Source organism: Actinomadura barringtoniae (assembly GCF_017573505.1).
Classification (GTDB): Bacteria; Actinomycetota; Actinomycetes; order Streptosporangiales; family Streptosporangiaceae; genus Spirillospora; species Spirillospora barringtoniae.
On sequence record NZ_JAGEOJ010000012.1, the window covers coordinates 101,695 to 123,571 of the forward strand.

At 69.3% G+C, this 21,877-nt stretch carries 22 protein-coding genes; 12 read left to right on the forward strand and 10 right to left on the reverse strand.

What is annotated here, in order from left to right; all coding sequences use genetic code 11:
• Positions 1 to 119 precede the first annotated feature (119 nt).
• The 3 genes from J4573_RS28425 (at position 120) to J4573_RS28435 (ending at position 2,079) form a co-directional block, all read left to right on the forward strand.
• Positions 120 to 1,007 carry an oxygenase MpaB family protein gene (locus J4573_RS28425; RefSeq protein WP_208258960.1) on the forward strand — a complete coding sequence of 296 codons (888 nt, stop codon included), beginning with the start codon at positions 120 to 122 and terminating at the stop codon, positions 1,005 to 1,007.
• A gap of 128 nt (positions 1,008 to 1,135) precedes the next feature.
• Positions 1,136 to 1,387 (forward strand): hypothetical protein, encoded by a 252-nt coding sequence (locus J4573_RS28430; RefSeq protein WP_208258961.1) that lies wholly within the window; start codon positions 1,136 to 1,138, stop codon positions 1,385 to 1,387.
• A complete protein-coding gene (locus J4573_RS28435; RefSeq protein ID WP_208258962.1) occupies positions 1,384 to 2,079 on the forward strand; it encodes an alpha/beta fold hydrolase in 696 nt (231 codons plus the stop codon). The genes J4573_RS28430 and J4573_RS28435 overlap by 4 nt, the downstream gene beginning before the upstream one ends.
• A 33-nt stretch (positions 2,080 to 2,112) precedes the next feature.
• Here the strand turns inward: J4573_RS28435 and J4573_RS28440 are convergent, their stop codons facing one another.
• Together J4573_RS28440 and J4573_RS28445 are read right to left on the reverse strand one after the other, a co-directional pair.
• Positions 2,113 to 3,423, reverse strand: a complete 1,311-nt coding sequence (locus J4573_RS28440; protein WP_208258963.1) for an urea ABC transporter substrate-binding protein — start codon at positions 3,421 to 3,423, stop codon at positions 2,113 to 2,115.
• Entirely contained in the window at positions 3,420 to 4,274 is an 855-nt protein-coding gene (locus tag J4573_RS28445) for a bestrophin-like domain (RefSeq protein ID WP_208258964.1), read from the reverse strand. Before J4573_RS28445 ends, J4573_RS28440 begins: the two co-directional genes overlap by 4 nt.
• Before the next feature lie 248 nt (positions 4,275 to 4,522).
• Between J4573_RS28445 and J4573_RS28450 the strand changes: the two genes are divergently transcribed.
• Positions 4,523 to 5,827, forward strand: coding sequence for a lysylphosphatidylglycerol synthase transmembrane domain-containing protein (locus J4573_RS28450; protein WP_208258965.1), 1,305 nt, complete (start codon positions 4,523 to 4,525; stop codon positions 5,825 to 5,827).
• Positions 5,828 to 5,845: 18 nt separating this feature from the next.
• Here J4573_RS28450 and J4573_RS28455 read toward each other — a convergent pair whose 3' ends face one another.
• The 4 genes from J4573_RS28455 to J4573_RS28470 all read right to left on the reverse strand — a co-directional run bounded on the left by J4573_RS28455 (position 5,846) and on the right by J4573_RS28470 (position 9,176).
• On the reverse strand, positions 5,846 to 7,012 hold the full coding sequence (locus J4573_RS28455; RefSeq protein WP_208258966.1) for a DUF1444 domain-containing protein: 1,167 nt from the start codon (positions 7,010 to 7,012) through the stop codon (positions 5,846 to 5,848).
• Positions 7,013 to 7,113: 101 nt separating this feature from the next.
• Positions 7,114 to 7,923, reverse strand: coding sequence for an amidohydrolase family protein (locus J4573_RS28460; RefSeq protein WP_208258967.1), 810 nt, complete (start codon positions 7,921 to 7,923; stop codon positions 7,114 to 7,116).
• Between the two features lie 3 nt (positions 7,924 to 7,926).
• Positions 7,927 to 8,493, reverse strand: a complete 567-nt coding sequence (locus J4573_RS28465; RefSeq protein ID WP_208258968.1) for a TetR/AcrR family transcriptional regulator — start codon at positions 8,491 to 8,493, stop codon at positions 7,927 to 7,929.
• Between the two features lie 50 nt (positions 8,494 to 8,543).
• Complete coding sequence (locus J4573_RS28470; protein WP_243773703.1) at positions 8,544 to 9,176, reverse strand: ATP-dependent Clp protease proteolytic subunit; 633 nt, start codon at positions 9,174 to 9,176, stop codon at positions 8,544 to 8,546.
• An 86-nt stretch (positions 9,177 to 9,262) separates the two neighbouring features.
• Here J4573_RS28470 and J4573_RS28475 point away from each other — a divergent pair, with 86 nt between their 5' ends.
• Complete coding sequence (locus J4573_RS28475; protein WP_208258969.1) at positions 9,263 to 10,183, forward strand: LysR family transcriptional regulator; 921 nt, start codon at positions 9,263 to 9,265, stop codon at positions 10,181 to 10,183.
• 75 nt (positions 10,184 to 10,258) lie between these two features.
• Positions 10,259 to 11,077, forward strand: coding sequence for a type IV toxin-antitoxin system AbiEi family antitoxin (locus J4573_RS28480; protein ID WP_208258970.1), 819 nt, complete (start codon positions 10,259 to 10,261; stop codon positions 11,075 to 11,077).
• On the opposite strand, the gene J4573_RS56720 is transcribed toward J4573_RS28480, so the two are convergent.
• Positions 11,074 to 11,514, reverse strand: a complete 441-nt coding sequence (locus tag J4573_RS56720) for a GNAT family N-acetyltransferase (protein WP_372442906.1) — start codon at positions 11,512 to 11,514, stop codon at positions 11,074 to 11,076. The genes J4573_RS28480 and J4573_RS56720 overlap by 4 nt on opposite strands.
• 256 nt (positions 11,515 to 11,770) lie before the next feature.
• On the opposite strand from J4573_RS56720, the gene J4573_RS28490 reads away from it, so the two are divergent.
• Positions 11,771 to 12,457, forward strand: coding sequence for an SDR family NAD(P)-dependent oxidoreductase (locus tag J4573_RS28490; RefSeq protein ID WP_208258972.1), 687 nt, complete (start codon positions 11,771 to 11,773; stop codon positions 12,455 to 12,457).
• A 2,292-nt stretch (positions 12,458 to 14,749) separates the two neighbouring features.
• Here the strand turns inward: J4573_RS28490 and pdxR are convergent.
• The gene (pdxR, locus tag J4573_RS28495) at positions 14,750 to 16,162 is read right to left on the reverse strand and encodes a MocR-like pyridoxine biosynthesis transcription factor PdxR (RefSeq protein ID WP_208258973.1); all 1,413 of its coding nucleotides are present in this window, start codon (positions 16,160 to 16,162) and stop codon (positions 14,750 to 14,752) included.
• Between the two features lie 68 nt (positions 16,163 to 16,230).
• Here pdxR and J4573_RS28500 point away from each other — a divergent pair, with 68 nt between their 5' ends.
• Positions 16,231 to 17,565 carry an MFS transporter gene (locus J4573_RS28500; RefSeq protein WP_307796961.1) on the forward strand — a complete coding sequence of 445 codons (1,335 nt, stop codon included), beginning with the start codon at positions 16,231 to 16,233 and terminating at the stop codon, positions 17,563 to 17,565.
• Between the two features lie 62 nt (positions 17,566 to 17,627).
• On the opposite strand, the gene J4573_RS28505 is transcribed toward J4573_RS28500, so the two are convergent.
• Complete coding sequence (locus J4573_RS28505) at positions 17,628 to 18,440, reverse strand: phosphotransferase enzyme family protein (protein WP_307796963.1); 813 nt, start codon at positions 18,438 to 18,440, stop codon at positions 17,628 to 17,630.
• A 62-nt stretch (positions 18,441 to 18,502) separates the two neighbouring features.
• Here J4573_RS28505 and J4573_RS28510 point away from each other — a divergent pair, with 62 nt between their 5' ends.
• Both J4573_RS28510 and J4573_RS28515 read left to right on the forward strand, forming a co-directional pair.
• Positions 18,503 to 18,943, forward strand: coding sequence for an NUDIX hydrolase (locus J4573_RS28510; protein ID WP_208258975.1), 441 nt, complete (start codon positions 18,503 to 18,505; stop codon positions 18,941 to 18,943).
• A gap of 25 nt (positions 18,944 to 18,968) precedes the next feature.
• Positions 18,969 to 19,508, forward strand: coding sequence for a DinB family protein (locus J4573_RS28515; RefSeq protein WP_208258976.1), 540 nt, complete (start codon positions 18,969 to 18,971; stop codon positions 19,506 to 19,508).
• 6 nt (positions 19,509 to 19,514) lie between these two features.
• Here J4573_RS28515 and J4573_RS28520 read toward each other — a convergent pair whose 3' ends face one another.
• Positions 19,515 to 20,258: an alpha/beta hydrolase gene (locus J4573_RS28520; RefSeq protein ID WP_307796964.1), complete on the reverse strand. Its 744-nt coding sequence runs from the start codon at positions 20,256 to 20,258 to the stop codon at positions 19,515 to 19,517.
• A 441-nt stretch (positions 20,259 to 20,699) separates the two neighbouring features.
• Here J4573_RS28520 and J4573_RS28525 point away from each other — a divergent pair, with 441 nt between their 5' ends.
• On the forward strand, positions 20,700 to 21,083 hold the full coding sequence (locus J4573_RS28525) for a hypothetical protein (RefSeq protein ID WP_208258978.1): 384 nt from the start codon (positions 20,700 to 20,702) through the stop codon (positions 21,081 to 21,083).
• A 130-nt stretch (positions 21,084 to 21,213) separates the two neighbouring features.
• On the forward strand, positions 21,214 to 21,858 hold the full coding sequence (locus tag J4573_RS28530; RefSeq protein WP_208258979.1) for a hypothetical protein: 645 nt from the start codon (positions 21,214 to 21,216) through the stop codon (positions 21,856 to 21,858).
• Positions 21,859 to 21,877: the final 19 nt, after the last annotated feature.

Here is a 21,877-nt window from a genome sequence, read left to right on the forward strand (position 1 = left end):
CGCCGCGGCACGGCGGTGTCCGGGACGGACGGAGCGGGCATCACTGAGGACATGAGACAAAGATTGACTTTCGTCTCATGATCCCTACTCTGGTAAGCGACGGTTTACCTGGAGGTGCGATGTCCGCTCCGTCCGCACGCGCGGCCGCCACGGCGACGATCGAGCCCGGCTCCCTGCTCTGGCGCTACGCCAGTGACCTGCGCTCGCTGATGCCGGGCGCGGCCGCCGGGCTGATGCAGTTGCTGCACCCCGGCATCGGCGCGGGCGTGGCCGAGCACTCGGCGTTCTTCGACGCGCCGTTCGACCGCATCTACCGTTCGGTGCCGCAGATCTGGGCGACGATCCTGACGCCGGAGGCCGCCGCGGGCGACCGCGGTCGCGGCATCCGCGACCTGCACCGCGGCATCGGCGGCGTGGACGAGCACGACCGCCGCTACCACGCACTGGAGCCCGAGACGTTCTGGTGGGCGCACGCGACGTTCACCTGGGAGATCTTCAGGGCGGCCGAGCTGTTCCATCCGCGCCGCCTCACCGCCGAGGACCACGAGCTGCTGTACGCCGAGACCGTCACCTGGTACTCGCGCTACGGCGTCAGCATGCGCCCGGTCCCGGCCGACTACGCCGCGTTCCAGAGCAAGTTCTGGCACATCTGCACCAAGGAGCTGGAGCTGACCCCGGCGGCGGCGCGCGCCCTGGACATCGCCAAGAGCGGGTCGGACACGATCTCGATGATCCCGTTCCGCAGCGCCATGCTCGACAAGGCGAGCAAGTTCGTCGCCGAGAAGCCGATGCGCTTCATCACCTTCGGCTGCATGCCCGCGATCGTCCGCGAGCGGTTCGACATCCCCTGGTCGCCCGCCGACCAGGTGCGCTTCTCGGCGATGGCCATGGCGTACCGGCAGGGCTACCGCATGATGCCGACGCGCATCAACCACTGGACGCTGCGCAGCACGCTCCGCTACATCGGCTCGCAGACCCGCGACCAGCGTTTCCAGCCCGCCGCCTGAGCGGTCTCCTGTTCGACTGACGGGCCGGCCACAAGACCGTGACCCCGCCCTGAATCTGCTATGACCTGCATTGACTACGGAGAGTCACTCTCTGAAAATGGGTCGTAACAGCATCGAAGGAGGCTCCGATGACCATCTCCGTCGCGGCCTCTTCCATCTTCCTGGCTGGGCGCGATGCCGAGCCGGGGGCCCCGCCGCCGGCACCGGCACCGGCGTCCAGACCGGAGCCGGCGGCGGGCTCATGCCTCATCAGCGACCGGCTCCTGCTCTTTACTGGCCGGCTTGTCGGCAACCCCCTCGAACCGGCGACGGCGGCGTCGGCCCGCAATGGTGTGCTCGGGCACGACGCCGCCGTCGTCTCGGTGACGGCCGCCCCATGAAGCTCCACGTACGGGCATGGGGCGAGGGCGAGCGCGTGGTGGTCCTCATCCATGGAACGGCCACCGACTCGCGTACCTGGCACCGCGTCGCACCGCGCATCGCGTCATCGGGGCATCGCGTCGTAGCCGTGGACCTGCGCGGCCACGGCCTCAGCCCGCGCGGCGACTACAGCCTGCGCGCGCTGGCCGACGACCTCGTCGAGGCGCTGCCTTCGCGGCCGGAGGTCGTGCTCGGGCATTCGATGGGCGGCGCTCTGCTTGCCCTGGCGGTCGAGGCCCTGCGCCCGCAGCGCGCCGTCTACGCCGAGCCGTACTGGAACGTCAGAGCCGTCACGGCCCCACCGGCGATGGACGGCTTCCAGCGCTTCAAGCGGATGACCGCCGAGCAGATCGCCTCGCACAATCCGCGCTGGTCCGCCGACGACGTTCAGGCGGAACTGGCCGCGCGCGCCTGCTGGGACCCGCGCAGCCTCGCGGACCTACTGAAGTACGACATGCCCGCGCCGCCCACCCGGCGGGACGGCTCAGACGTCGTTCTCCTCGCAGAACGCCCGATGGTGCCGCTCGATGTCGATGCCCTGCGCGAGAACGGTTATGAGGTCACGACCATCCCTAACGCGGGGCACAACCTCTACCACGACAACCTGCCCTGCTTCCTGGACGCGCTCACCCCCGTACTGCGCGCCCTCTGAGCTGTACTGCCTGAGCTCTGAGATTTTCCGCCACTAGGGCCGGGCCCAGCTGTTGTGCCATCCCGTGTAGAGGTCGTGCAGCATGCCGTTCCAGTCGCGGCGCGTGCGGGAGGGCGGGTACGGCACGGGATGCAGAACGGTCTCGGACTCCCAGATGATGTCGACCTGCCCGTCCGCGCGGATCTGGCCGATGCGGGCGCGCTTCCAGGCGTGCAGGTTCTCCTCGTCCACCCAGATCCGCCCCTCGGGCGCGTCGAAACTCTGGCCGCGGATGGCTTTCAGCACTTCCGAAGGCTCGACGTTGTGCGCCCGCCTTACCGCCTGCGCCCACAGCTGCACGCTCTCGTACGCCGACTGCATCGGGTCGGAGATGACGCTGCCCGCCCCGAAGCGACGCTTGAACCGGCGTACGAAGTCTTCGTTGGAGGCGCCGCCGACGCTCTGGAAGTAGCTCATCGCGATGTAGTTGCCCGCCATCTCGGCGGGCCGCAGGAACTGCATCTCCGCCTCGGCCATGACGATCGACAGCACCGGCAGGCGCTGTGGCGTCGCCCCGGCCTCCCGCAGCGCCCGGTAGAAGGGAAGGTTCGTGTCGCCGACGATGGAGCTGATGATGACCTGCGGCCGCGCCTTGACGATTTTCCGGACCAGGCCGCGCACGTCGCTCGCGCCCAGGGGGACATAGGCCTCCCCCACGACCTGCCCGCCCAGCCGTGCCAACTGGTCCTTGATGATGGCGTTCGAGGAACGCGGATAGACGTAGTCCGAGCCGACCAGGTAGAAGCGCTTGCCGCGGTTGTCCAGGAACCACTTCACCGCCGGCGTGATGAACTGGTTCGGCGCCGATCCCGTGTAGACGACGTTGGGCGAGGACTCCATGCCCTCGTAGAACGTCGGGTAGAACAGCGCCCCGTGCAGCCTCTCAATGATCGGCTCGACGGTCCTGCGGCTGGCCGAGGTGTAGCAGCCGAAGATCGCCGCGGCCCGGTCGTGGGAGAGCAGCCGCCGGGCGAGCGCGGCGAACGTCGGCCAGTCCGATCTTCCGTCGACGACCACGGGCTGGATCTTGCGGCCGAGGAGCCCGCCGTGCGCGTTGATCTCCTCGATGGCCAGCAGGGTGGCGTCGTTGATGGGGCGTTCGGCGATCGCGACGCTGCCGGTCAGCGAGTGCAGCACGCCCACCTTGATCGGCGGGAGCGTCACCCGCTGCGCCCCCGCGTACCCGGCCTCCAGCAGCCCGGCGGCAAGAACGGCGGCGAGCGCGCAGGCGATGACCAGGACCGCCGCGCGCGGCACGTTCAGCACGCCCATCCGGCGGTACGCCCGATGGGCCCGCCGCATCATTTCTCCAGGTTCTGCATGTGGTCCATGACGAACTGGAAGGCGTCCGGTCTGACGTGGATGTCGCCGCCGCCGAACGGCGCCTCCAACGCGACCACCAGGAAGATGGAGAACATCAGGGTGCTGGAGAGCATGGCGATGACCAGCCGGTGGAACCAGTCGGTCGGCGACTCGAAGAAGTAGGCCAGCGCGACGGCGGCGAACGCGCCCGCGTACAGCATCATCCACATCAGCGACGGCAGCCCCTGCTTGCTCTGCGCGAGCCTGATGCGCCGCTGGTCGTCGACCTCGCCGAGCCGGTCGATCGAGTGGTCGTACAGCGGATCGCCGCGCTTGGCCTTGCCCACCTCGGTGTAGAGGCTCCACAGCTTGCTCAGCGCGGCATGGGCGCGTTCACTGGACCCGCCGGTGCGCATCGCCGGCCACTCCTCGTGGATCACCTGGTAGGCGTAGGTGTGCGCCGCCTCCTGGACCTGCCTGCGGAACTGCACGTCGAAGCCGCGCGACATGCCCTCCAGGTCGCCGAGCGCGTTCGCCTCGCGCGAGACGGTCGTGTCGGCGGTCGAGTAGTTCTCCCAGACCACGACGATGACGAACGCGGCGATCATCCCGTACACCGTGCCGACCACCGCGAAGATGGCCAGCTGCGCGGCGCTGTGCCGCTTGAGGACGCCGTACGGGATCAGGCGGCGCGCGACCTTCATGCCGAGGTCGCCGATCAGGACCGCGCAGACCAGCATCAGCGCGCCCTGCAGCTTGGTCGGCATCGACGCGGTGCGCAGCTCCCAGGTCGCGATCGTCAGCACGACGATGAGCACGGACCGGACGAGCGCCTTGACGCTGTTGCGAGTCACCGCGGACCACCTCGCGGACCGTACGCCCTGCCACTCGCGGCACGGCCCTTACCTGCGCGGACGCCGGACCTATACCGCAAACGAAAAGCAAGGAAACGTACAGTAGTCGATCAACTACTCAGAGCAAGTATGGTGACCCGGTGCGGCCGGACGCGCACCGGTCATGGTCAGTCCAATTCCGTGCAGCGTTCTCCTCTGATGAATCACGAGGTTGCATAACCTTCAGACGAAAAGCCGACAAATAAGGTGTGGAGACAATCGCCGCCGGCGCTGAATGCGCGGCGCCCGTCAGCCTCACGGCCCCTGACGCCGGCGCCGCACCCCGTACCACCGCTCCCCTGGCCCGACGGATCACCCCGCTGACCCACCGGCTCACACCCCTGGCCCACCGGCTCACGCCCCTGGCCCACCGCCTGGCTCCCCTGACCCGCCTCGCCACCGGCCCGTTCACCGCGTTCACCGCACTCGCCTCACTGGTGCGCGCGCGATCGCGATGGGCGCTCACCGCACTCATGCTCGTCATCGCCGTCGCGGTGACACTGGCGCTCACCGGTTCGGCGTCCCTGCGCGCCGCGACCGCCGCGTTCGGCACCATGCACTGGGAGTTCGTGCCGCTCCTGATGCTGCTCTCGGTGCTGCACTACGTCTTCGCCGCCATCACACTGCGCGGCGCCGCCGGGCGACGCCTTCCGCTGTACGAGGCGACGCTCACCCAGTTCACCGCCGCCGCAGCCAACCGCGTCACGCCGAGCGGCCTCGGCGCCGTCGCGGTCAACACCCGCTACCTGGTCTGCCAGGGCGTCCCGCTGTCCCGCGCGGCGATCGCCGTGACGGCCATGCAGGTCGCGGGCTTTCCCGCCGACCTCATGCTGATGGGAACGGTCCTGGGCATCGACGGCGGCAACAGCCGCATGCTCGACGCGCTCGGCGCCCACGCCGCGCAGGCCGCCGACCTCATGCCGCCCTGGCCGGTGTTCGCGATCGCGGGCGTCCTGCTGCCTTTGGCGTTGCTCTGGGGACGGCGCGCCATGCGTTCACCCGCGGTGGGACGCACCGTGTACGGGCTGACCGAGCTGTGCCGCAGGCCCCGAGACCTGGCCATCACCCTGGGCGCGTCCGCCGCCACCACGTTCATCATGGGCCTGGCGTTCGCGCTGAGCGTCCTGGCCGTCCCCGGCGCGGCAGGGCCCGGCGACATGGTCCCCCTGATCGGCGCCTACCTGGTAGGGGCCGCAGCCGGAGCGGCCATCCCCGCCCCGGGTGGGCTCGGCTCCACCGAAGCCGCATTGGTCGCCGCGTTGGCCGCCTTGGGCATCGGCGCAGGTCCTGCCGTTCAAGCGGTCATCATCTTCCGCGCGGTCACCTTCTGGGCCCCGGTCCCCGTAGGCCTCCTGGCCTGCCAAACCCTCAAGAAGCGCCCAGCCCTCAGCTTGGACCCCACCTCAACTACCCCAGCCGCCGCTACTGCCGCTACTGCCGCTCCGGAAGCCACCACTGCCGCCCCAGCTGTCCCGGTGGCCCCTGCTGCCGCTCCGGAAGCCGCCCCCGCCTAGGCGGGGAGGGCCGGGGTTCTAGAAGGAGTTGAGGAACTCCTTGAAGGCGGGCGTGATGACGACGGCGAGGGCCCAGCCGTCCCCGTCCTTGTCGGGCTCGACCGTGGCCGCCACTTCCAGGCGGCCGTGGTGCCACCAGAAGACGTTGGGCGTGATCGAACGCGGGCCCTCGCTGAACCCGACCCAGCCGATCCGGACCATGGCGTTCATGACGTCGGGCAGCGGGTCGCCGTCGAGCCGCGCCGTGTACACCTGGCCCTGCGCCGGGATGACGACGAGCGCACCGTGCAGGCCCGTGACCGGGTAGTCATCGGTCCACAGTGCGTGGGCGGTCACGTACGCGGTCTCCCCGTACAGCTGCGCCGTGGGGACACCGTCCACGTCGTCGTGGACAACCTCGAGCGGGCCGTCGCCACGCACGTTGTTGTGCGCGACCTCGAACAGTTCACCCCAGGTGGCCGGCCACTCCCGTGCCGTCTCAGCCGGAACGATCATCAGTGACGAGATCCGGTCGATCACCAGGACCTCGATCAGGCCGGGCGCGACGGGCCGGGAGACGACCTCGTCGGTGCCGGTCTGGTAATCCTCGGCGTACACCCGCGACCGCAGCAGCGTCCGCACGAGCATGAAGTCGGTGACGTCGAGCGCGTCGCTCTCGTTCATCTCGGCGGTGGACACCAGGGTCCCCACGAAGTCGGCGACGAGGGCGGGCCACTGGTCCTCGGGCTCCTGAACGGCGAGTTGCCGCAGGTTGGTCAGCCAGACCGTGAACCTGCCCTCCTCCCCTGGCCGGCCCACTTCCAGCTGATCATCGTCGACCAGCGTGGCCGTGTAGCCCTGGTCCTCGGCCTCCAGGCGGAAGAGCGTGACCAGCGGGTCGTGGATGTCCAGCGACACATCGGGCCACCCGGCCACCAGCTCCTGCCCGCCCGTCGCTCGCGCGGCGCCGGACGGGCCGCGGCCACTGTCGCGGTCGCGGTCGCGGCCACTGTCGCGGTCGCGGTCGCGGCCACTGTCGCGGTCGCGGTCGCGGCCAAAGTCGCGGTCGCGGTCAGAGTCGCGGGAGCCTCCCGGCGCACGAGGGCCTTCGGGCGCGCGAGAGGCGGCTCGGCGGGAGGCCGCCTGGCGGCGGGACGCTTGCCGGGACGCCGATTCGGCCGCACGAAGCCGCTTGAGCCACTTCATGGCCGAACCCGGGGGGATTCGTTCGTCACGAAGGCCGAGGTTACGCGTTTCGGGCGTTCGTGCCGAACCGATCAACCCGATACCTTTACATTGTAGATCATTTACAGGCGGAAGACCCGGCGGGCGTTCCCTTCGAGGAAGGCCTCCCGCGCCTCGTCGCCGAGCCCCAGCTCATCGAGCCCCACGAGGGCCCGGTCCGCTGTGATCATCGGGTGGTTGGTCCCGAACATGACCTTGTGGTGCCGGTCCTGGGTCATGTAGCGGACCAGCTCGGGCGGGTACCGGCGAACGGTGTAGGCGGAGGTGTCGATGTAGACGTTGGGGTGCTTGCGGCAGACCGCGACCATCTCCTCCGTCCACGGGTAGCCGATGTGGCCGCCGACGATGACCAGCTCTGGAAAGTCCAGCGCTACCTGGTCGATGTAGGGGATGGGCCTGCCCGTCTCGCTCGGCCTCAGCGGACCCGTGTGTCCTACCTGCGTGCAGAACGGAATGCCCAGCTCGACGCACTCCGCGTACAGCGGGTAGTAGAGCCGGTCGGTGGGCGGGCGTTCCCACAGCCACGGAACGATCCGCAGCCCCTTGAAGCCGAGTTCGTTCACGCAGCGGCGCAGTTCCCGAACGGCCTCCATCGGCTTGCGCAGGTCGACCGAAGCGATGCCCTTCAGACGATCCGGGGCCGCGGCGACGAACGAGGCCACCTCGTCGTTACTGACCAGGGCGCCCTCCGGCCCGTACCAGGCGCTGATGAGGCCGACGTCCACTCCCCCGCCGTCCATGGCCTTCACGGTCTCCTGAACCGGGATCTCCTGCTCCGGGGGCTTCTTTCCGGTCCACCGCCACAGCGAGTCGAGCATCTCGTGCTGCAGGAACCGCACGGTCCCGTGCTGCATCCACGCGTCAACGACCACCGTTCACTCTCCTCCTTCAAGCGCCCGCCACGCAGCCCTGCCGAGGAGGGCGACCTGCTCGTCGGCAGGGGCGGGGATCTCGCCGTTCAGCCACAACCGGCACAGCTCCTGCGCCGGGCCCAGCCACAGAACGAACGCGGTGACCAGGTCCAGCTGAGGCAGCGCTCCGTGATGAACGTGGGTACGCCACCAGGCGAGCACCTCGCCGAAGAACGCCTTGTTGCGTTCGCCAAGGCCGGCCCCGCCCGGCGGCCGTTCGGTGAACAGGAAGCGTGCGCGGTCCGGATGCGCCAGGCACCAGCGCACGTGGAAAGCGACGACGGCCGAGACCCCTAGGGCGGGGTCCTCATGCGCGCGCAACTCCCGGACGAACTCGTCCTGGTAGAGCGCGATGCACTCGACGAAGAGCCCCGCCGCCACCTCCTCCTTGCCGGAGAAGTGGTGGTAGAAGCTCCCGACGCTCACCCCGGCCGCCTGCCGCAGCCGGCTGAGCGTCGTGCCCGCGACCCCGTCCCGCCCGAACAACTCCAACGCCGCCCGGAGGATCTTGTCCCGCCCCGCCTCGCTCACAGAACATTATTCTGGCCCTCTAGAACAATATTCTGCAAGCCCGAGGGGCGTCAGTTGCCCAGGAGGTGCCCCGCCGTACTGACGACGTGGTCCACGAAGCCGTAGTCCCTGGCCTGCTCGGCCGTGAAGTACCGGTCGCGGTCGGCGTCGGCCTCGATCCGTTCCACCGGCTGGCCGGTGTGGAAGGCGATCCGCTCGGTCATCAGGCGCTTGACGGCCCGCATCTGCTCGGCCTGGATCCTGATGTCGGACGCGGTGCCCGCGATGCCTCCGCTCGGCTGGTGCATGAGGATGCTCGCGTGCGGCAGGGCATAGCGCTTGCCGGGCGTTCCCGCGCACAGGAGGAACTGCCCCATGGACGCGGTGAAGCCCATCGACAGCGTGGCCACGTCGTTCGGGATGAACTGCATGATGTCGTAGATGGCGAGCCCCGCCGTCACCGATCCGCCGGGCGAGTTGATGTAGAGGTGGATGTCGCGCTGCCGGTCCTCGGCCGACAGGAGCAGCATCTCGGCGCAGATCCGGTTCGAGATCTCGTCGTCGACCTCCTGCCCGAGCACGATGATGCGCTCCCGCAGCAACCGCTGGAACACATGCTCGCCCTGGACCGGCGCAGGCGCTTCGGCCGTACGAGAGGTCGGCGTGAAAGGGTTCTTTGGCGCCAGCATCGTGAATGAGGTCATGCTTGTAAGGAAATCCGCAGGCCACCGCCCAAGTCCAACAACTTCCGCGGCACCCTTTGACAACCTCGGGTTGTTAATCTGGTTCCGTGGAACCCGACCTCCAGGGCATGCTCGCCTTCACGGTCGCCGCCGACGAACTGCACTTCGGCCGTGCCGCAGCGAAGCTGTTCCTGACCCAGCAGGCGCTCTCCAAGCGAATCCGCCGCCTGGAACAGGCCCTGGGCGTTCCCCTGTTCAAGCGCACTACGCGCAGGGTAGAGCTCACCCCTGACGGGCAGCGGTTTCTCCCCTTGGCCAAGCAGGCCCTGGCCGCGTACGACAAGGCGATCGCCTCCGTACAGACCCCAGAGCCACTGCGCATCGACGTCTACGCCGAACGCTTCACGCCCCTGAAGGTCCTGCGCGAAACGGCCCAGCGCATACCCGGCCTACGCATCGAGCCGAGCATGCGGCAGAGTCTGGCGAACTCCCTCCCCGCCATCCAGAACGGAGAGCTGGACGCCGCGTTCGGCCGCGTCCACGACCTGGGCCGGCCCTGGCCCGCCGAACTAACGCACCGCCCAGTCCTCCTCGTAGAACTCCACGCCTTCGTCCTGACAGGCCACCAATTCGCCGGCCGCACAACGCTCCCCCTGGCCGATCTACGCGAAGCAGGCATCTCGATGCCCGACCCCGCCGGCTCACACGAATGGCGCGCCTACCTGGAGCACCTGAGCCGCGACTTCGACATCCCGGTCCGTTTCACCGAGCCGGCCGTAGGCGTGCGTCACTACGGCGAGCAGATGGCCCGGGAGAACCACGCCATCGCGGTCGGCGAGGAGGGCACGGACCTGCCCCACGACATGCGCATCCACCGGATCCCCCTCGTGGACCCCACTCCCCTCCACGTCTGGTCCATCGTCTGGCACCGCGAGAACCGCAACCCCCACCTGGCCAGACTCCTCAAAGCACTCCCGACCCCAGCCCCACCCGCCCCGAACACCTGGCTCCCAGCCCCCGAGCGCTGATCAAGATCACCAGAGTTATCCACAATCTCCGGCACCTCTTTCCGAACCCCTTGCGCCTCGACGAGCATCGTCGACATGAGCCTCAACACCCGCGCCGCTCACCTGATCGAGCGCCACCCCCAAGCCGTGATCGGTCACCGATCCGCCGCATGGCTCTGGGGTCTGGACGTCCTGCCACCCGGATCACTCCAATCCGACTGGCGCATCGAGTTACTGGTCCCGCCCGGAACGGCCCTCTACGACCCCACCTGCGACGTCGTAGAGACCGACCTCCCCGAGCACCACACAACACAACGAGCCGGCATCCCCGTAACGTCGCTCTCCCGCACCGCACTCGACTGCGCCCGCTGGCTCCCCCGCCGAGAAGCCATCGCCGCCCTGGACCAGTTCGTCCGCCAAGGCGTGAACCCCGCCGACCTGGCCGCGATGGCAGCACCCTTAGCCCGCTACAAACGCTCCAAACGCCTGCACCAAGCATTGGACCTCACCGATCCAGGCGCGGAGTCCCCCAACGAAAGCCGAGCTCGCGTCACCATCATCGACGCCGGTTTCCCGCGCCCCCGCACCCAAATCCCCGTGATGGGCCCGCACGGCGACTGGGTCTACATCGACATGGGCTACGAAGACCTGCGCGTCGGCCTCGAATACGACGGCGAGAAACACCACTCGAGCACAGCCGCAAGAGCCCACGACGAACACCGCCGCCGCTGGCTGGCCTCCCACATGAACTGGCAGGTCATCCCCGTGGCCCGCGACTTCCTGACCTACCCGACCCCCTACCTGGAGGCCCTGCTCGCCGCCATGCTCGAGCACGGCTGGGACCCGCCCTCGGAAACCATCGACGACATAGCCACCCGCCTCTTCCGCCTGCAGAACCCCATCCGAGTGGCCTAAAGGAGCCGCAGAAACCGAGCAGACTCCCCGCACCGATCCCGGTACCCCATGCGCCCATAAAACCCATGCGCTTCAACCCGTTCACGCGCGCTGGTCAACTCAACCTCAACGCACCCGAGCCGTTCCGCATCCCCCTCAGCGGCCCGAAGCAACCGGCCGCCCAACCCACTCCCCCGCACGCGCTCATCAACCACCAGGCAGACAACCCGCCCACGCCTGCCGGCCCGCTCAAAGAAGGGAACCGCATGCAGCGCAACCACCCCGGCAACACCCTCATCAACCGCCACCAGAACACAACTCAACGCACAATCGCGCCACTCACCAATCCGTTCAGCAACCTCTCGCTCCTCAGCCGGATAACCAAGCTGCCCCAGCAGCAAAGCCACCCCAGCCGCATCCCCAGACTCAGCCCCACGTATCTCCATGACCGAAACCATGACACCCACCTGGAACGCCGCCCACCATGAACCAAGATCAGTTCTGGCTCCTCATAGCCGGCGCAAGAGCAGCCACCCCAGACATCGCCGAACCCGCCACAGCCCAACTACCGGCCGACGAGCCCACCAGAACCGCTACCTGCCCCTAACCCGCCGGCCAGCCCACCTCCTGGCAACCCGAGTCACGGCACACCGTCTCTCACGCCCATGCATGTAAGCTAGACGCAACGTTGCGTCTAGCTTCAAGGAAGTAGCCATGCCTGAACGCCAAGCCCTGATCATCGGTGCCTCTCGCGGACTCGGCCTGGTCCTCGCCACCGAGCTCGTTCAACGAGGCTGGCAAGTGATCGCCACAACCCGCCAGAACGCCGACGGGCTCCAGGCGATCGCGGAGACGTCACCCGGCCACCTGAAGATCGAATCATTGGAGATGACAAGCACCGAAGAGCTGACAGCCCTACGCGAGCGCCTGACCGGACACCAACTCGACCTGCTCTTCGTCAACGCCGCGATCGATCGGGGCAACCTGCCCATCGACAAGGTCCCGACGGACATGTTCACCGAGGTAATGATCACCAACGCGCTGAGCCCCCTGCGCGCCCTGGAAGCTCTCCGCGGCCTCGTCACACCCGGCGGAACCGTTGCCGTCATGTCCTCAGAGCAGGGCAGCATCTCCCTCAACACCGAGGACGGCTATGAGCTCTACAAGGCCAGCAAGGCCGCGCTCAACCAGTTGATGCGCAGCTACGCCACCCGCCACGCCAACGACGGCCACACCAAGCTGCTCATCGACCCCGGCCACAACCAAACTCAGCTCGGCGGCCCCAACGCGCCCCTCACCCCCAAGGAGAGCATCCCCGCAGTAGTCGACGTCCTCGAAGCACAAGCCGGCGCCCCCGGCCTCCAGTTCCTAGACCGCCACGCCAACCCCGTCCCCTGGTAACCGCTAGGTGGCTGAGTTCTGCGGGTCGCCGGCGATCACGCCAGCCCGGAACCTTCAGGCTCGCCACCACAATGCCCACCGGCACCGCAAGAAAGGCCAGCGGAACTCCAGCCCACCGCGCCGCAATGTAGGCGCCCACTCCGCCGCATAGCCGAGCGCCGTACCCGCTGCGAGGTCCTCAGCCAACACTCCCGATCGCCCCCCGCAGCAGCCGCCACAACAACACCCCGGGAAGGACGACCCCGACCCCCAAATAGGCGATGAACCCAGCCGTCTCCACCACCGGCACGCCGTACAAGCGCAGCACACCAATGGCTGGTCACCATCAGCAGCCCCGTCGGCACCCACCCCGACCGCCACCAGGTCCCAGACCCTGACCTCCTCACCCCTGAGGCGTCAGCCACCCGGTCGCTCGCAATAACCACAGACGCTGTCAACTCATGCCCAGCCCCAGCCAGGCAAGTGTGACAGAGAACCACGGACAACTACCGTGAGTGAACGAGACGAACTTGCCCGCCACACCATCTGGGCTCGCGTTCAGACAGCAAGCGCAGTCATGGCCAACAACCCTGAACGCAACGCTCCGCCCACCAGCACAGCCCCAGTAACGAACAGCCTCTCCCGGGGGCGGACACCGCGCCACTACACCCGCGCACCACTTCACGTTCAGGCGCAGCATCACGCGCAGACGCAATGCTGTGCGGGTGCGGCACGATTCAAGCGGTCGCAACGCCTCCCGAGCACGCCGTCGCGCTGTGAGAACGTCGCAGCACTATGCGGGTAGCCCCCACATGCGCGAGCGCAGAGGGCGCGAACGCAGCGGCGTTGTGTACGTGCCGCACCAGGAGTGTCAGCGCAACCATGAAAATGGACGCAGCACCGCAGGCCCGGACACAGCACCGAAGGTCCGGACGCAAGCGCTCGACGGCGCAGCATCACGCGCAGACGCAGTGCTGTGTGAGTGCAGCATGATGCGAGCGGCCGCAACGCCTCCCCGGCACGGCGTCGCACGCAGGTGCGGCGCTGTGAGCACGGTCGCAGCGCTTGTGCAGGCCCAACATCCCGCACATGCTCGGCGCCACGGACGCGGGCCCGGCACAGTGGATGCGGACGCAGCGGTAGGCGGACGCAGCGCCACGCCTACGGGGGCAGCGCCACGCGTGCGTGGTGCAGCGCCACGCTCGGACGCAGCATCACTCGCGTGCGGGCGCAGCCCAGTCGGCGAGAGCGCAGCATCGCAGGCAGGCGCAAGATCTCGCACGTGCTCAGCACCACGCACGCGGGCCCGGCACAGTGGATGCGGACGCAGCGGTGGGCGGGGGCAGCGACACGCGTGCGTGGTGCAGCGCCACGCTCGGACGCAGCATCACTCGCGTGCGGGCGCAGCGCAGTCGGCGAGAGCGCAGCATCGCACGCAGGCGCGGGCTGTCAGTACGGGCACACGTGCGGGTGCAGCGCCACGCGCGGTGCGGCGCAGTAGCGCAGTGGGCGCGGGCGCATCAAAGCACGCGGGCGGCAGCGCCACGCGCGCGAGCGCAACAGCGAGGTGCGAGCGCGCGCAGCGCTGTACGGCGCAGCATCCCGTGCGGGCGCAGCAGCATGCGGGCGTGCGTGGCACCCCGTGCGCGCCTACGCGACCATGCCAGCGGGCGCACGAGTCACAGCGCTGTGAGCACGGGTGCAACACCAAAGCACTGTGCGAGCAGGTGCAGCATCACATGCGAGCGCGGCACTACGCGCTCAGGCGGGGCGCCGAGCGGATGCAGCAGCGCGCGAGCAGCCTCAGCACCATGCCCACGGGCGCGCCACCACACGTGGCGGCGCGGCGATGCCAGCCGGCGCAGCCTCGCGTGGGGCGCAGGCCTGTTCTCGCGCGCGAGCGCAGCGCTGTACAAGTGCGCGCAACGCTGTATGGGCGCAGCATCACTGTGCAGGAACAGCACCATGTTTGGGCACAGCATCGTGCGTGGCCGTCGCAACCATGCGTTCAAGCGCTCTGCGTGGGGACACGGCATCACGAGCGCGAGGAGCAGCGCAGTGAGTACGGGCGCGGCACCACATGCGCGCAACCCTGTGGGAGTCGGTGCAGCACTGTACGACCAGGCGTGACGCTGTGCGGGTGCGGCATCACGGTCAGCCGCGCGCTATGCGTGGGGGCGGGCACGTGGGGGCGGGCACGTGAAGGTGGGCACGTGGAGGGGCACGTGAAGGTGGGCGCGTGGGGGCGGGCACGTGGGAGCGGGACCGTAGGTGGGGCGGTGGGGTGTGACTGGGCGGGATCGTGCGGGTGGGTTAGGGGTGGAGGGTGGTGGTTAGGCGGCGGAGGGCTTCGGGGACTTTGCTGGTTGGGATGGCGCCGTAACCGATTACTAGGCCGTTTTGTGGGGTGTCTGCGCAGTAGGGGGTCAGGGACTCTACGGCTACGCCGGTTTGGCGGGCGCGGGTTAGGACGTCGGTGGGGTTGAGGTGGGGGCTCAGGCGGGCGGATAGGTGGAGGCCTGCGGAGGAGGGGATTGGCTGTAGGAGGTCGGGGAGGCTTTCCAGGGTTGTGAGGATCTGCTCGTGGCGGGCTGCGTATTCGCGGGCGGCCTTGCGGATGTGGCGAGAGAGGAGGCCCTCGTTGATGAAGCGGGCCAGGGCGCCTTGGGTGGTCATGTCGCCGTGCCAGTCGGTTAGTTGCTTGGCAACGTGAAGGGCTTGGTGGAGGGAGGCGGGCGCTACCAGGAAGCCGACGCGGAGCATGGGGAGCAGGGTTTTGGAGAACGAGCCCACGTAGAGGACTCGGCCGGAGCGGTCGAGGCTTTGGAGGGGCTCCAGGGGGCGGTCGGAGAAGCGGAACTCGCTGTCGTAGTCGTCCTCGATGATGACGGCCTTGTTGCGTTCGGCCCAGGCCAGGAGGGCGGCGCGGCGGCTCAGGGACATGGGGGTTCCCAGGGGGAACTGGTGGGAGGGAGTCACGTAGACGAGGGGTGCCTTGGGCAGGGCGGCCACGTCTATGCCCTCGGCGTCCACGGGTACGCCTACGACGCGGGCGCCTTGGGATTCGAAGAGCCTTCGGGCCGGTGGATAGCCGGGCTCTTCCACGGCGACGATGTCTCCTGGCTCCAGGAGAACGCGGCCGATCAGGTCCAGGGCCTGCTGGGCGCCTTGAGTGACGACGATGTCCTCGGCCTCGGCGCGTACGGCGCGGGAGACGCCGATGTAGCGGGCTATCGCTTCGCGGAGGGCGGAGTGCCCTGCCGGGGAACTGTAGCTTCCGGCCGCGAGGTTGGCGGGCCTCAGCTCGCGAGACACCAGGCGCCGCCAGGTCTCCAGTGGGAACAGCGCGGCGTCGGGGGTTCCCACGCGGAGGTCGAAGGGGGGCGGCGGGTTGCCGGGCTCATCGGCCAGGAGATCGAGGTGCCTCCAGGTGCGGCGGGGGCGAATGCCACCGGCGGGGGCGTTGCGTGGGCGCCGGGTCGTCAGGGGCTCGTCGCGTACGAACGTTCCGGCGCCTGCGCGGCCGTTGAGGAACCCCTCGGCCGTGAGGCGTTCGTAGGCCGACGCCACCGTGTTGCGGGAGACGCTGAGGCGCTCGGCGAGCTCGCGGCTCGGGGGTACGCGCTCACCCGGCGGTAGACGCCCGTCCAGGATGGCGTCCAGAATCTGCCTGTAAATGCGTGCGGCCAGGTCACCCCGGTCGTCCAGGCTGATATGAAGATCCAATTTGGCCCCATTGGTTTGCCGGTATTTGGAGCTTACGCCGCGCCAAGTGTCCGCCTTATCGTTGCGGTGTGAAGCAGATCATCGGCAGGTTCGCGCCTCCCCCGGGGCCGGGACGGGTCCTCGCGTTCGCCCAGCTCGCCAGCTCCATCGGCTACGGCGGGTTCCTCGTGTGCTCCGCGCTGTTCTTCATCCGTGTCGTCGGCGTGTCGACCGCGCAGGTGGGCCTCGCCCTGACCTTCGCGTGGGCCGTGGGCGCGTTCGCGGGCGTGCCGCTCGGCGCCCTCGCCGACCGGCGGGGCCCCAAGGGGACGACCGTGCTGCTCGCGGTCGCGACGGCCGCGGCCGTGGCGATGTTCCTGGTCGTACGGTCGTTCGCGCCGTTCGTACTGGTCGCCACGGTGTGGGCGAGCTGCCACAGCGGGCTGTCGGCCGCGCAGCAGGCGCTGCTCGCCGGGCTGGTCGACAAGGGTCGGCGGACTGAGATCCGCGCGTTCATCCAGTCGATGACGAACGCCGGGCTGGCGGTCGGCGCGGCGCTGGGCGGCCTGGCGCTGCAGTTCGACACCGAGGGCGCCTACCTCACCGTCTTCGCGCTGGACGCGGCCAGCTTCCTGGTCACGGCCCTCGTCCTGATGCGGCTGCCGTCCGTTCCCCCGGTGCCCGAGGGACCGGCGGGCGAGCCGAAGCTGGCCGTGCTCCGGGACCGGCCGTACGCCCTGGTCTCGCTGGTCAACGCGGTCATGATGCTCTACATGCCGATGCTCAGCCTGATCATGCCGCTGTGGATCGTGCAGCGCACCGACGCGCCCCGCTGGATCGTCTCCGCCCTGCTGGTGATCAACATGCTGACCGTGGTGATGTTCCAGGTTCGGGTGGCCGGACGGGTGAACGGCCTGCGCACCGCGGCCCGCTTCGTCCGCCTGTCGGGCGCGGTGATGCTCGCCTCCTGCGCGGTCTTCGCCCTCTCGGCCCACGGCCGTTCCGCCTGGGGCGCCGCCCTCGTCCTGATCGCCGCCGCGCTCCTGCAGGTCGTCGGCGAGATGCTGCTCGCCTCGGGCGCCTGGGAGATCAGCTTCGGCCTGGCCCCCTCCCACCGCCAGGGCCAGTACCAGGGCTTCTTCGGAATGGGCGCCCCGGTCGCCCGTACGCTCGGCCCGCTCCTCCTCACCACCCTGATCCTCGGCTGGGGCACGCCGGGCTGGCTCATCCTGGGCGCCACGTTCCTGACCGCCGGCTTCGCCATGGCCCCGGCCGTCCGCTGGGCCGAACGCCAGCGCCACACCCCCGTCGGCCTCCCCCCGACGCCGGCCACGGACCTGACCGTCGACGGGATAACAAATCCGACGGCCGACCGCACCGCCGACCGCACCGCCGACCGCACCGCCGACCTGGCAACGACCTGACACCTGCACTGGCTCCAGGCCCGCCAGGCCCGGAGCCAGTTCTGGGTATATGGGTTGGCCTGCTACGGCGGGCCGTGGGTGAGGCGGGCTGCGATTGCTGGGCCTTCTTGCGCTATCCAGGCTTCGGCCCTTGGCATGCGGTCCTTAACGCCCTCGCTCCAGAAGCGCCGGAAGACCGGGTCGGCCTCGGCGGCCGCACGGCTCGTCAGGTGGAAGCGGTGAATCATCCGGATGGCCAGCGGCACCAGGGCGCGACGCTGCTGGGCAGACATCCCGTACGCCTCGGCGAATATTGCCGCGCGGTGTGGGATGTCGGCCTCGACCAGGGCTGGGGTTCGGTCCTCGGGATGCAGCAGCGGCGCCCACCAATAAAGGGCGTTGGCGATGTCGTAGATCCGGGTGGTCGGCCGGGCGAGGTCGAAGTCGATGAGGGCCGCGGGTAGCCCACCCCGGAACACCACGTTGCCGGGGCAGTAGTCGCGGTGGCTGACCAACTCGGCCTCGGTGTCGACGAACGGGATGTCCTGCGTTCCCGGCAATGTCGCCCACACCGCATCGCGGGGCGGCGTCCAGCCCTGCGCGGCGTCGTGGAGGCGCCGGATCAGGCGGGCCAGGGCGGCAAGCACGTTCTCGCCCGTCGCCTCGGGCGGGAGCGGCTCGCGCGGTACGTCGCCCGACACGAACGAGAGCACCTCACGCCCACGCTCATCGATACCCAGCGGCTCGGGGGCGCCGGAGAATCCAGCCCGGTGAAGGTGGGAAAGGTAGGCCTGGATCGTGGCAGTGAAGGGCCTGAACGGCCGGCGAACGGTGTCTCCGACGCGCGTGATGTTCGGCGTCACACCGTCTCCGACGAGCGGCTCCTCGTCCGGCACCCCTTGATCACTTGGCATACCAGGGATACTGACAGCAGCCGCGTTCACCATGAAGAGGCCGGATGACACGACCGAGAAGGCGCGTCGCCGCCTATGTGATCAGAGAGCGGGCCGTTCCGGAGCTCCTGGTCTTCGATCACGTCGGCATCCCCCGGGCCGGGACGCAGATCCCCGCGGGCGGCGTTGAGCCAGGCGAGGAGCTGGAACGGGCGGTCCTGCGCGAGGTAGCCGAGGAGACCGGGCTCACCACCGCACGGGTGGTCCGGGCGCTCACCGTGGAGGACAAGCCCCACCCCGACACCGGCGAGCCACGCCGGACCACCTACTTCCACCTCCAGGCGCCCGCGGACACGGCGGACGCGTGGCATCACGCGGTCAGCGGCGACGGCGGCGACGCCGGGATGACCTTCGCCTGCTACTTCCTCCCCCTGCCGCTCCAGCAACCCCTGGCAGACGACCAAGACGCCTGGCTGGGCCGCATAGACCACACCACTGACCCGTGATCATTGCTCGGTACACTCCGCTGGCATGAGCGAGCTGGATGAGTTCGGGCGGCCGGAACCGCCGGCGAACGGGGACGAGACGGCCACGCTGCTGGGGTTTCTCGACTACCAGCGCGCCACCTTGGCGTGGAAGTGCCGGGGTCTGGACGCGGCGGGGCTGCGGGTGACCGTGGCGGCCTCGACGATGACCCTTGGCGGGCTGCTCAAGCACATGGCGTACGTCGAGGACGACTGGTTCACCCATGATCTGCTGGGCCGGGAGAAGGCGTCGCCCTGGCGGGAGGTGGACTGGAAAGCGCAGCCCGACTGGGAGTGGGAGTCGGCCGCCGACGACTCGCCCGAGGAACTGTTCGCGCAGTGGCAGGAGTCGGTGGAACGCTCTCGCGCGGCGGTCGCTGAGGCGCTCGACAAGGGGGACCTGGGGCAGCTCGCCGCACGCGGCTGGCCCGACGGGCGGGCGCCGAGCCTGCGGTGGATCCTCTGCCACATGATCGAGGAGTACGCCCGGCACAACGGCCACGCCGATCTGATGCGCGAGGCGGTGGACGGGGAGACCGGCGAGTGAGACCGGTCAGGAGCCGGAGGTAGCCCAGGCTCCGATGCGTTCGATCAGGTCAGGGGTGGCGGCGACCTCGGCGTGGCCGAAGCCGGGCTCGACCCACAGCTCCCGCGGGTCGCGGGCCGCGTCGTAGAGCTGGTGGGCGTGCTCCAGCGGGAAGAACGGGTCCGCGTCGCCGTGCACGACCAGCAGCGGCGTGGGTGAGATCTCGCCGGCGATCTCGTGCGGCGCCTCCGGCACGGGGTTCCAGCCGTCCGGGGCGATGCGGGTGCCCCGGGCGAGGCGGACGGCCAGGCGGCCGACGCGGCGTTCGATCGCCCAGTGAACGCGGCGCATCGGAACCGTTCCGCGGTAGTACCAGCGGGCGGGCGCGCTGACCGAGACGACCGCGTCGACGCCGCCGTAGAGGGCGGCGTGGCGGACGGCGACCGCACCGCCCATGGAGAACCCGACCACGGCGATGCGCTCGTAGCCGCGGCGGCGGGCGGCGGATACGGCGGCCTCCAGGTCCAGGACCTCCCGGTCGCCGACCGTCGTACGGCCTCCGGAACGGCCATGCCCCCGGAAGTCGAACCCGATCACGCCGCCGCGCCGATGAAGGATCTCGGCGATCTCCTGGAGCGCGGGCTGCCGCCACGAGCAGGTGAACCCGTGGGCGATCACAAAGCACGTCCCGCCGGTCGGTCCCGGCAGGTGACCGGCGTCGATCCGTACGCCGTCACTGGCGAAGAGGGAGAGCGGTTCAGGGGTTGCCACACCCCTATGATCAGGCATTACTCCCCGTGCTCGACACCGGGGCGCCGCCCGCGACAACGCCGCGGCACCACGTACGGCGACACAGGGCCGCGCATGCGATGACACGGCGCGGCCCATGCAATAACGCCGGGGCCGCACGTCCGATGGACGCCGGGGCGGCACATGGACAACGCCGCCGCGCCACGTGCGATGACACCGGGCGGCTCATGTGATGACCGCCGGGGCGGTACGTCCCATGAAACCGGGGCGGCACGTGCAACGACGCCGCGGCACCACGTGCGTCGACACCAGCACTACGTGCGATGACGCCGAGGCTGCCGCCCGATGACACCGGGCGGCGCATGTGATGACACTGCGGCGGCATATGCGATGACGCAAGACAGCGCAGGCGATGACATGGGCGGCACGTGCGGGGTGGACGGCTTCGGTAGCGTACGGCGGGTGGATGATCGTGCGTTCACCAAGCTGCTCGACTACCTGGCGCGGGTGCCGGCGGTCGGGCCGTCCGTCGGGCACGGGGCCGACGATGAGGGGCGCTGGTGGGTGAAGTTCGAGATCGACACCGGCCACGCGCTGGCCTGGCACGTCGTGCAGGAGTTCGGCCACGTTCTGAACTACCTGTCCCTCAATGAACGGCTGCCGACGGTCTTCAAGCCGGTCTCTCCCCCGCCCTACCTGAACGGCGGCCCCGGCGACCACCTGTCCTGGGTCATCGAGACGCAGGACCCGGCCTTCCGTCCTGGAACGTGCGCGGGCTGGCTGGAGGGCAGGCTTCCGCAGCCGGTGGACGACCTTTCCAGGTGGACACGGGACGAGGACGGCTAGCGCGCCGCCTAGACCGAACGGCCTGGATGCCTACGATGAGGGCCGAGGCTCCGAGGTACGGCCTTCCTATGGGGAATGGGCTCAAGGCCCGCAGGGTTGGGGCGAGGACCCGAGTGCGGAGGATCGCGACATGGACACCGAATCGACGTTGGTCACCACCCGCCGCGCCCTTCACGGCGTAGCGGAACTGCTGCTCGCCGGGCCGCAGCACCGGCAGAGCGAGACCATCCGCCTGCGCCCCAAGCCCGGCGGCTTCGGCACGATCACCACACCCAGCCTGCACATCGAGGGCACCAACCTGATGGCCGGTGAGGTGGCGATTCCGCTGAACGGGACGACCTACCGCGAGGCCGCTTCGGCGGCAGGGGTAGAGCCCGGAGCGCCCGAAGGTCTCTATAAGGACGGCAGCGGAGCCCACGTGGACGCTGTCATCGACCTGGACGCCAAGGCGGCCGAGCAGATCGCGCAAGCGTTCGCCTGGGGAGACGAGGCGTTGCGCCGCCTGGCAGCCGACCTCACGCCCGTGCTCTGGCCCGAGCACTTCGACCTGGGTATCACGGTCGACGAGGTCAACTATGGGGTCTCCCCCGGCGATGACTACCTCGGCGAGCCGTACGCCTACGTCGGCCCCTGGCAGCCCCGCGTCGGCACGTTCTGGAACGCCCCGTTCGGCGCGACGCGCCCCCTGCACGCCATTCCGGGGTCGACCGCGCTCTACGATTTCTTCATGGAAGGCCAGACCCGCGTAACCAGCGACCCCCGCCGCGAGCCCTAGCCCCGGCGGGGCTAGGCGT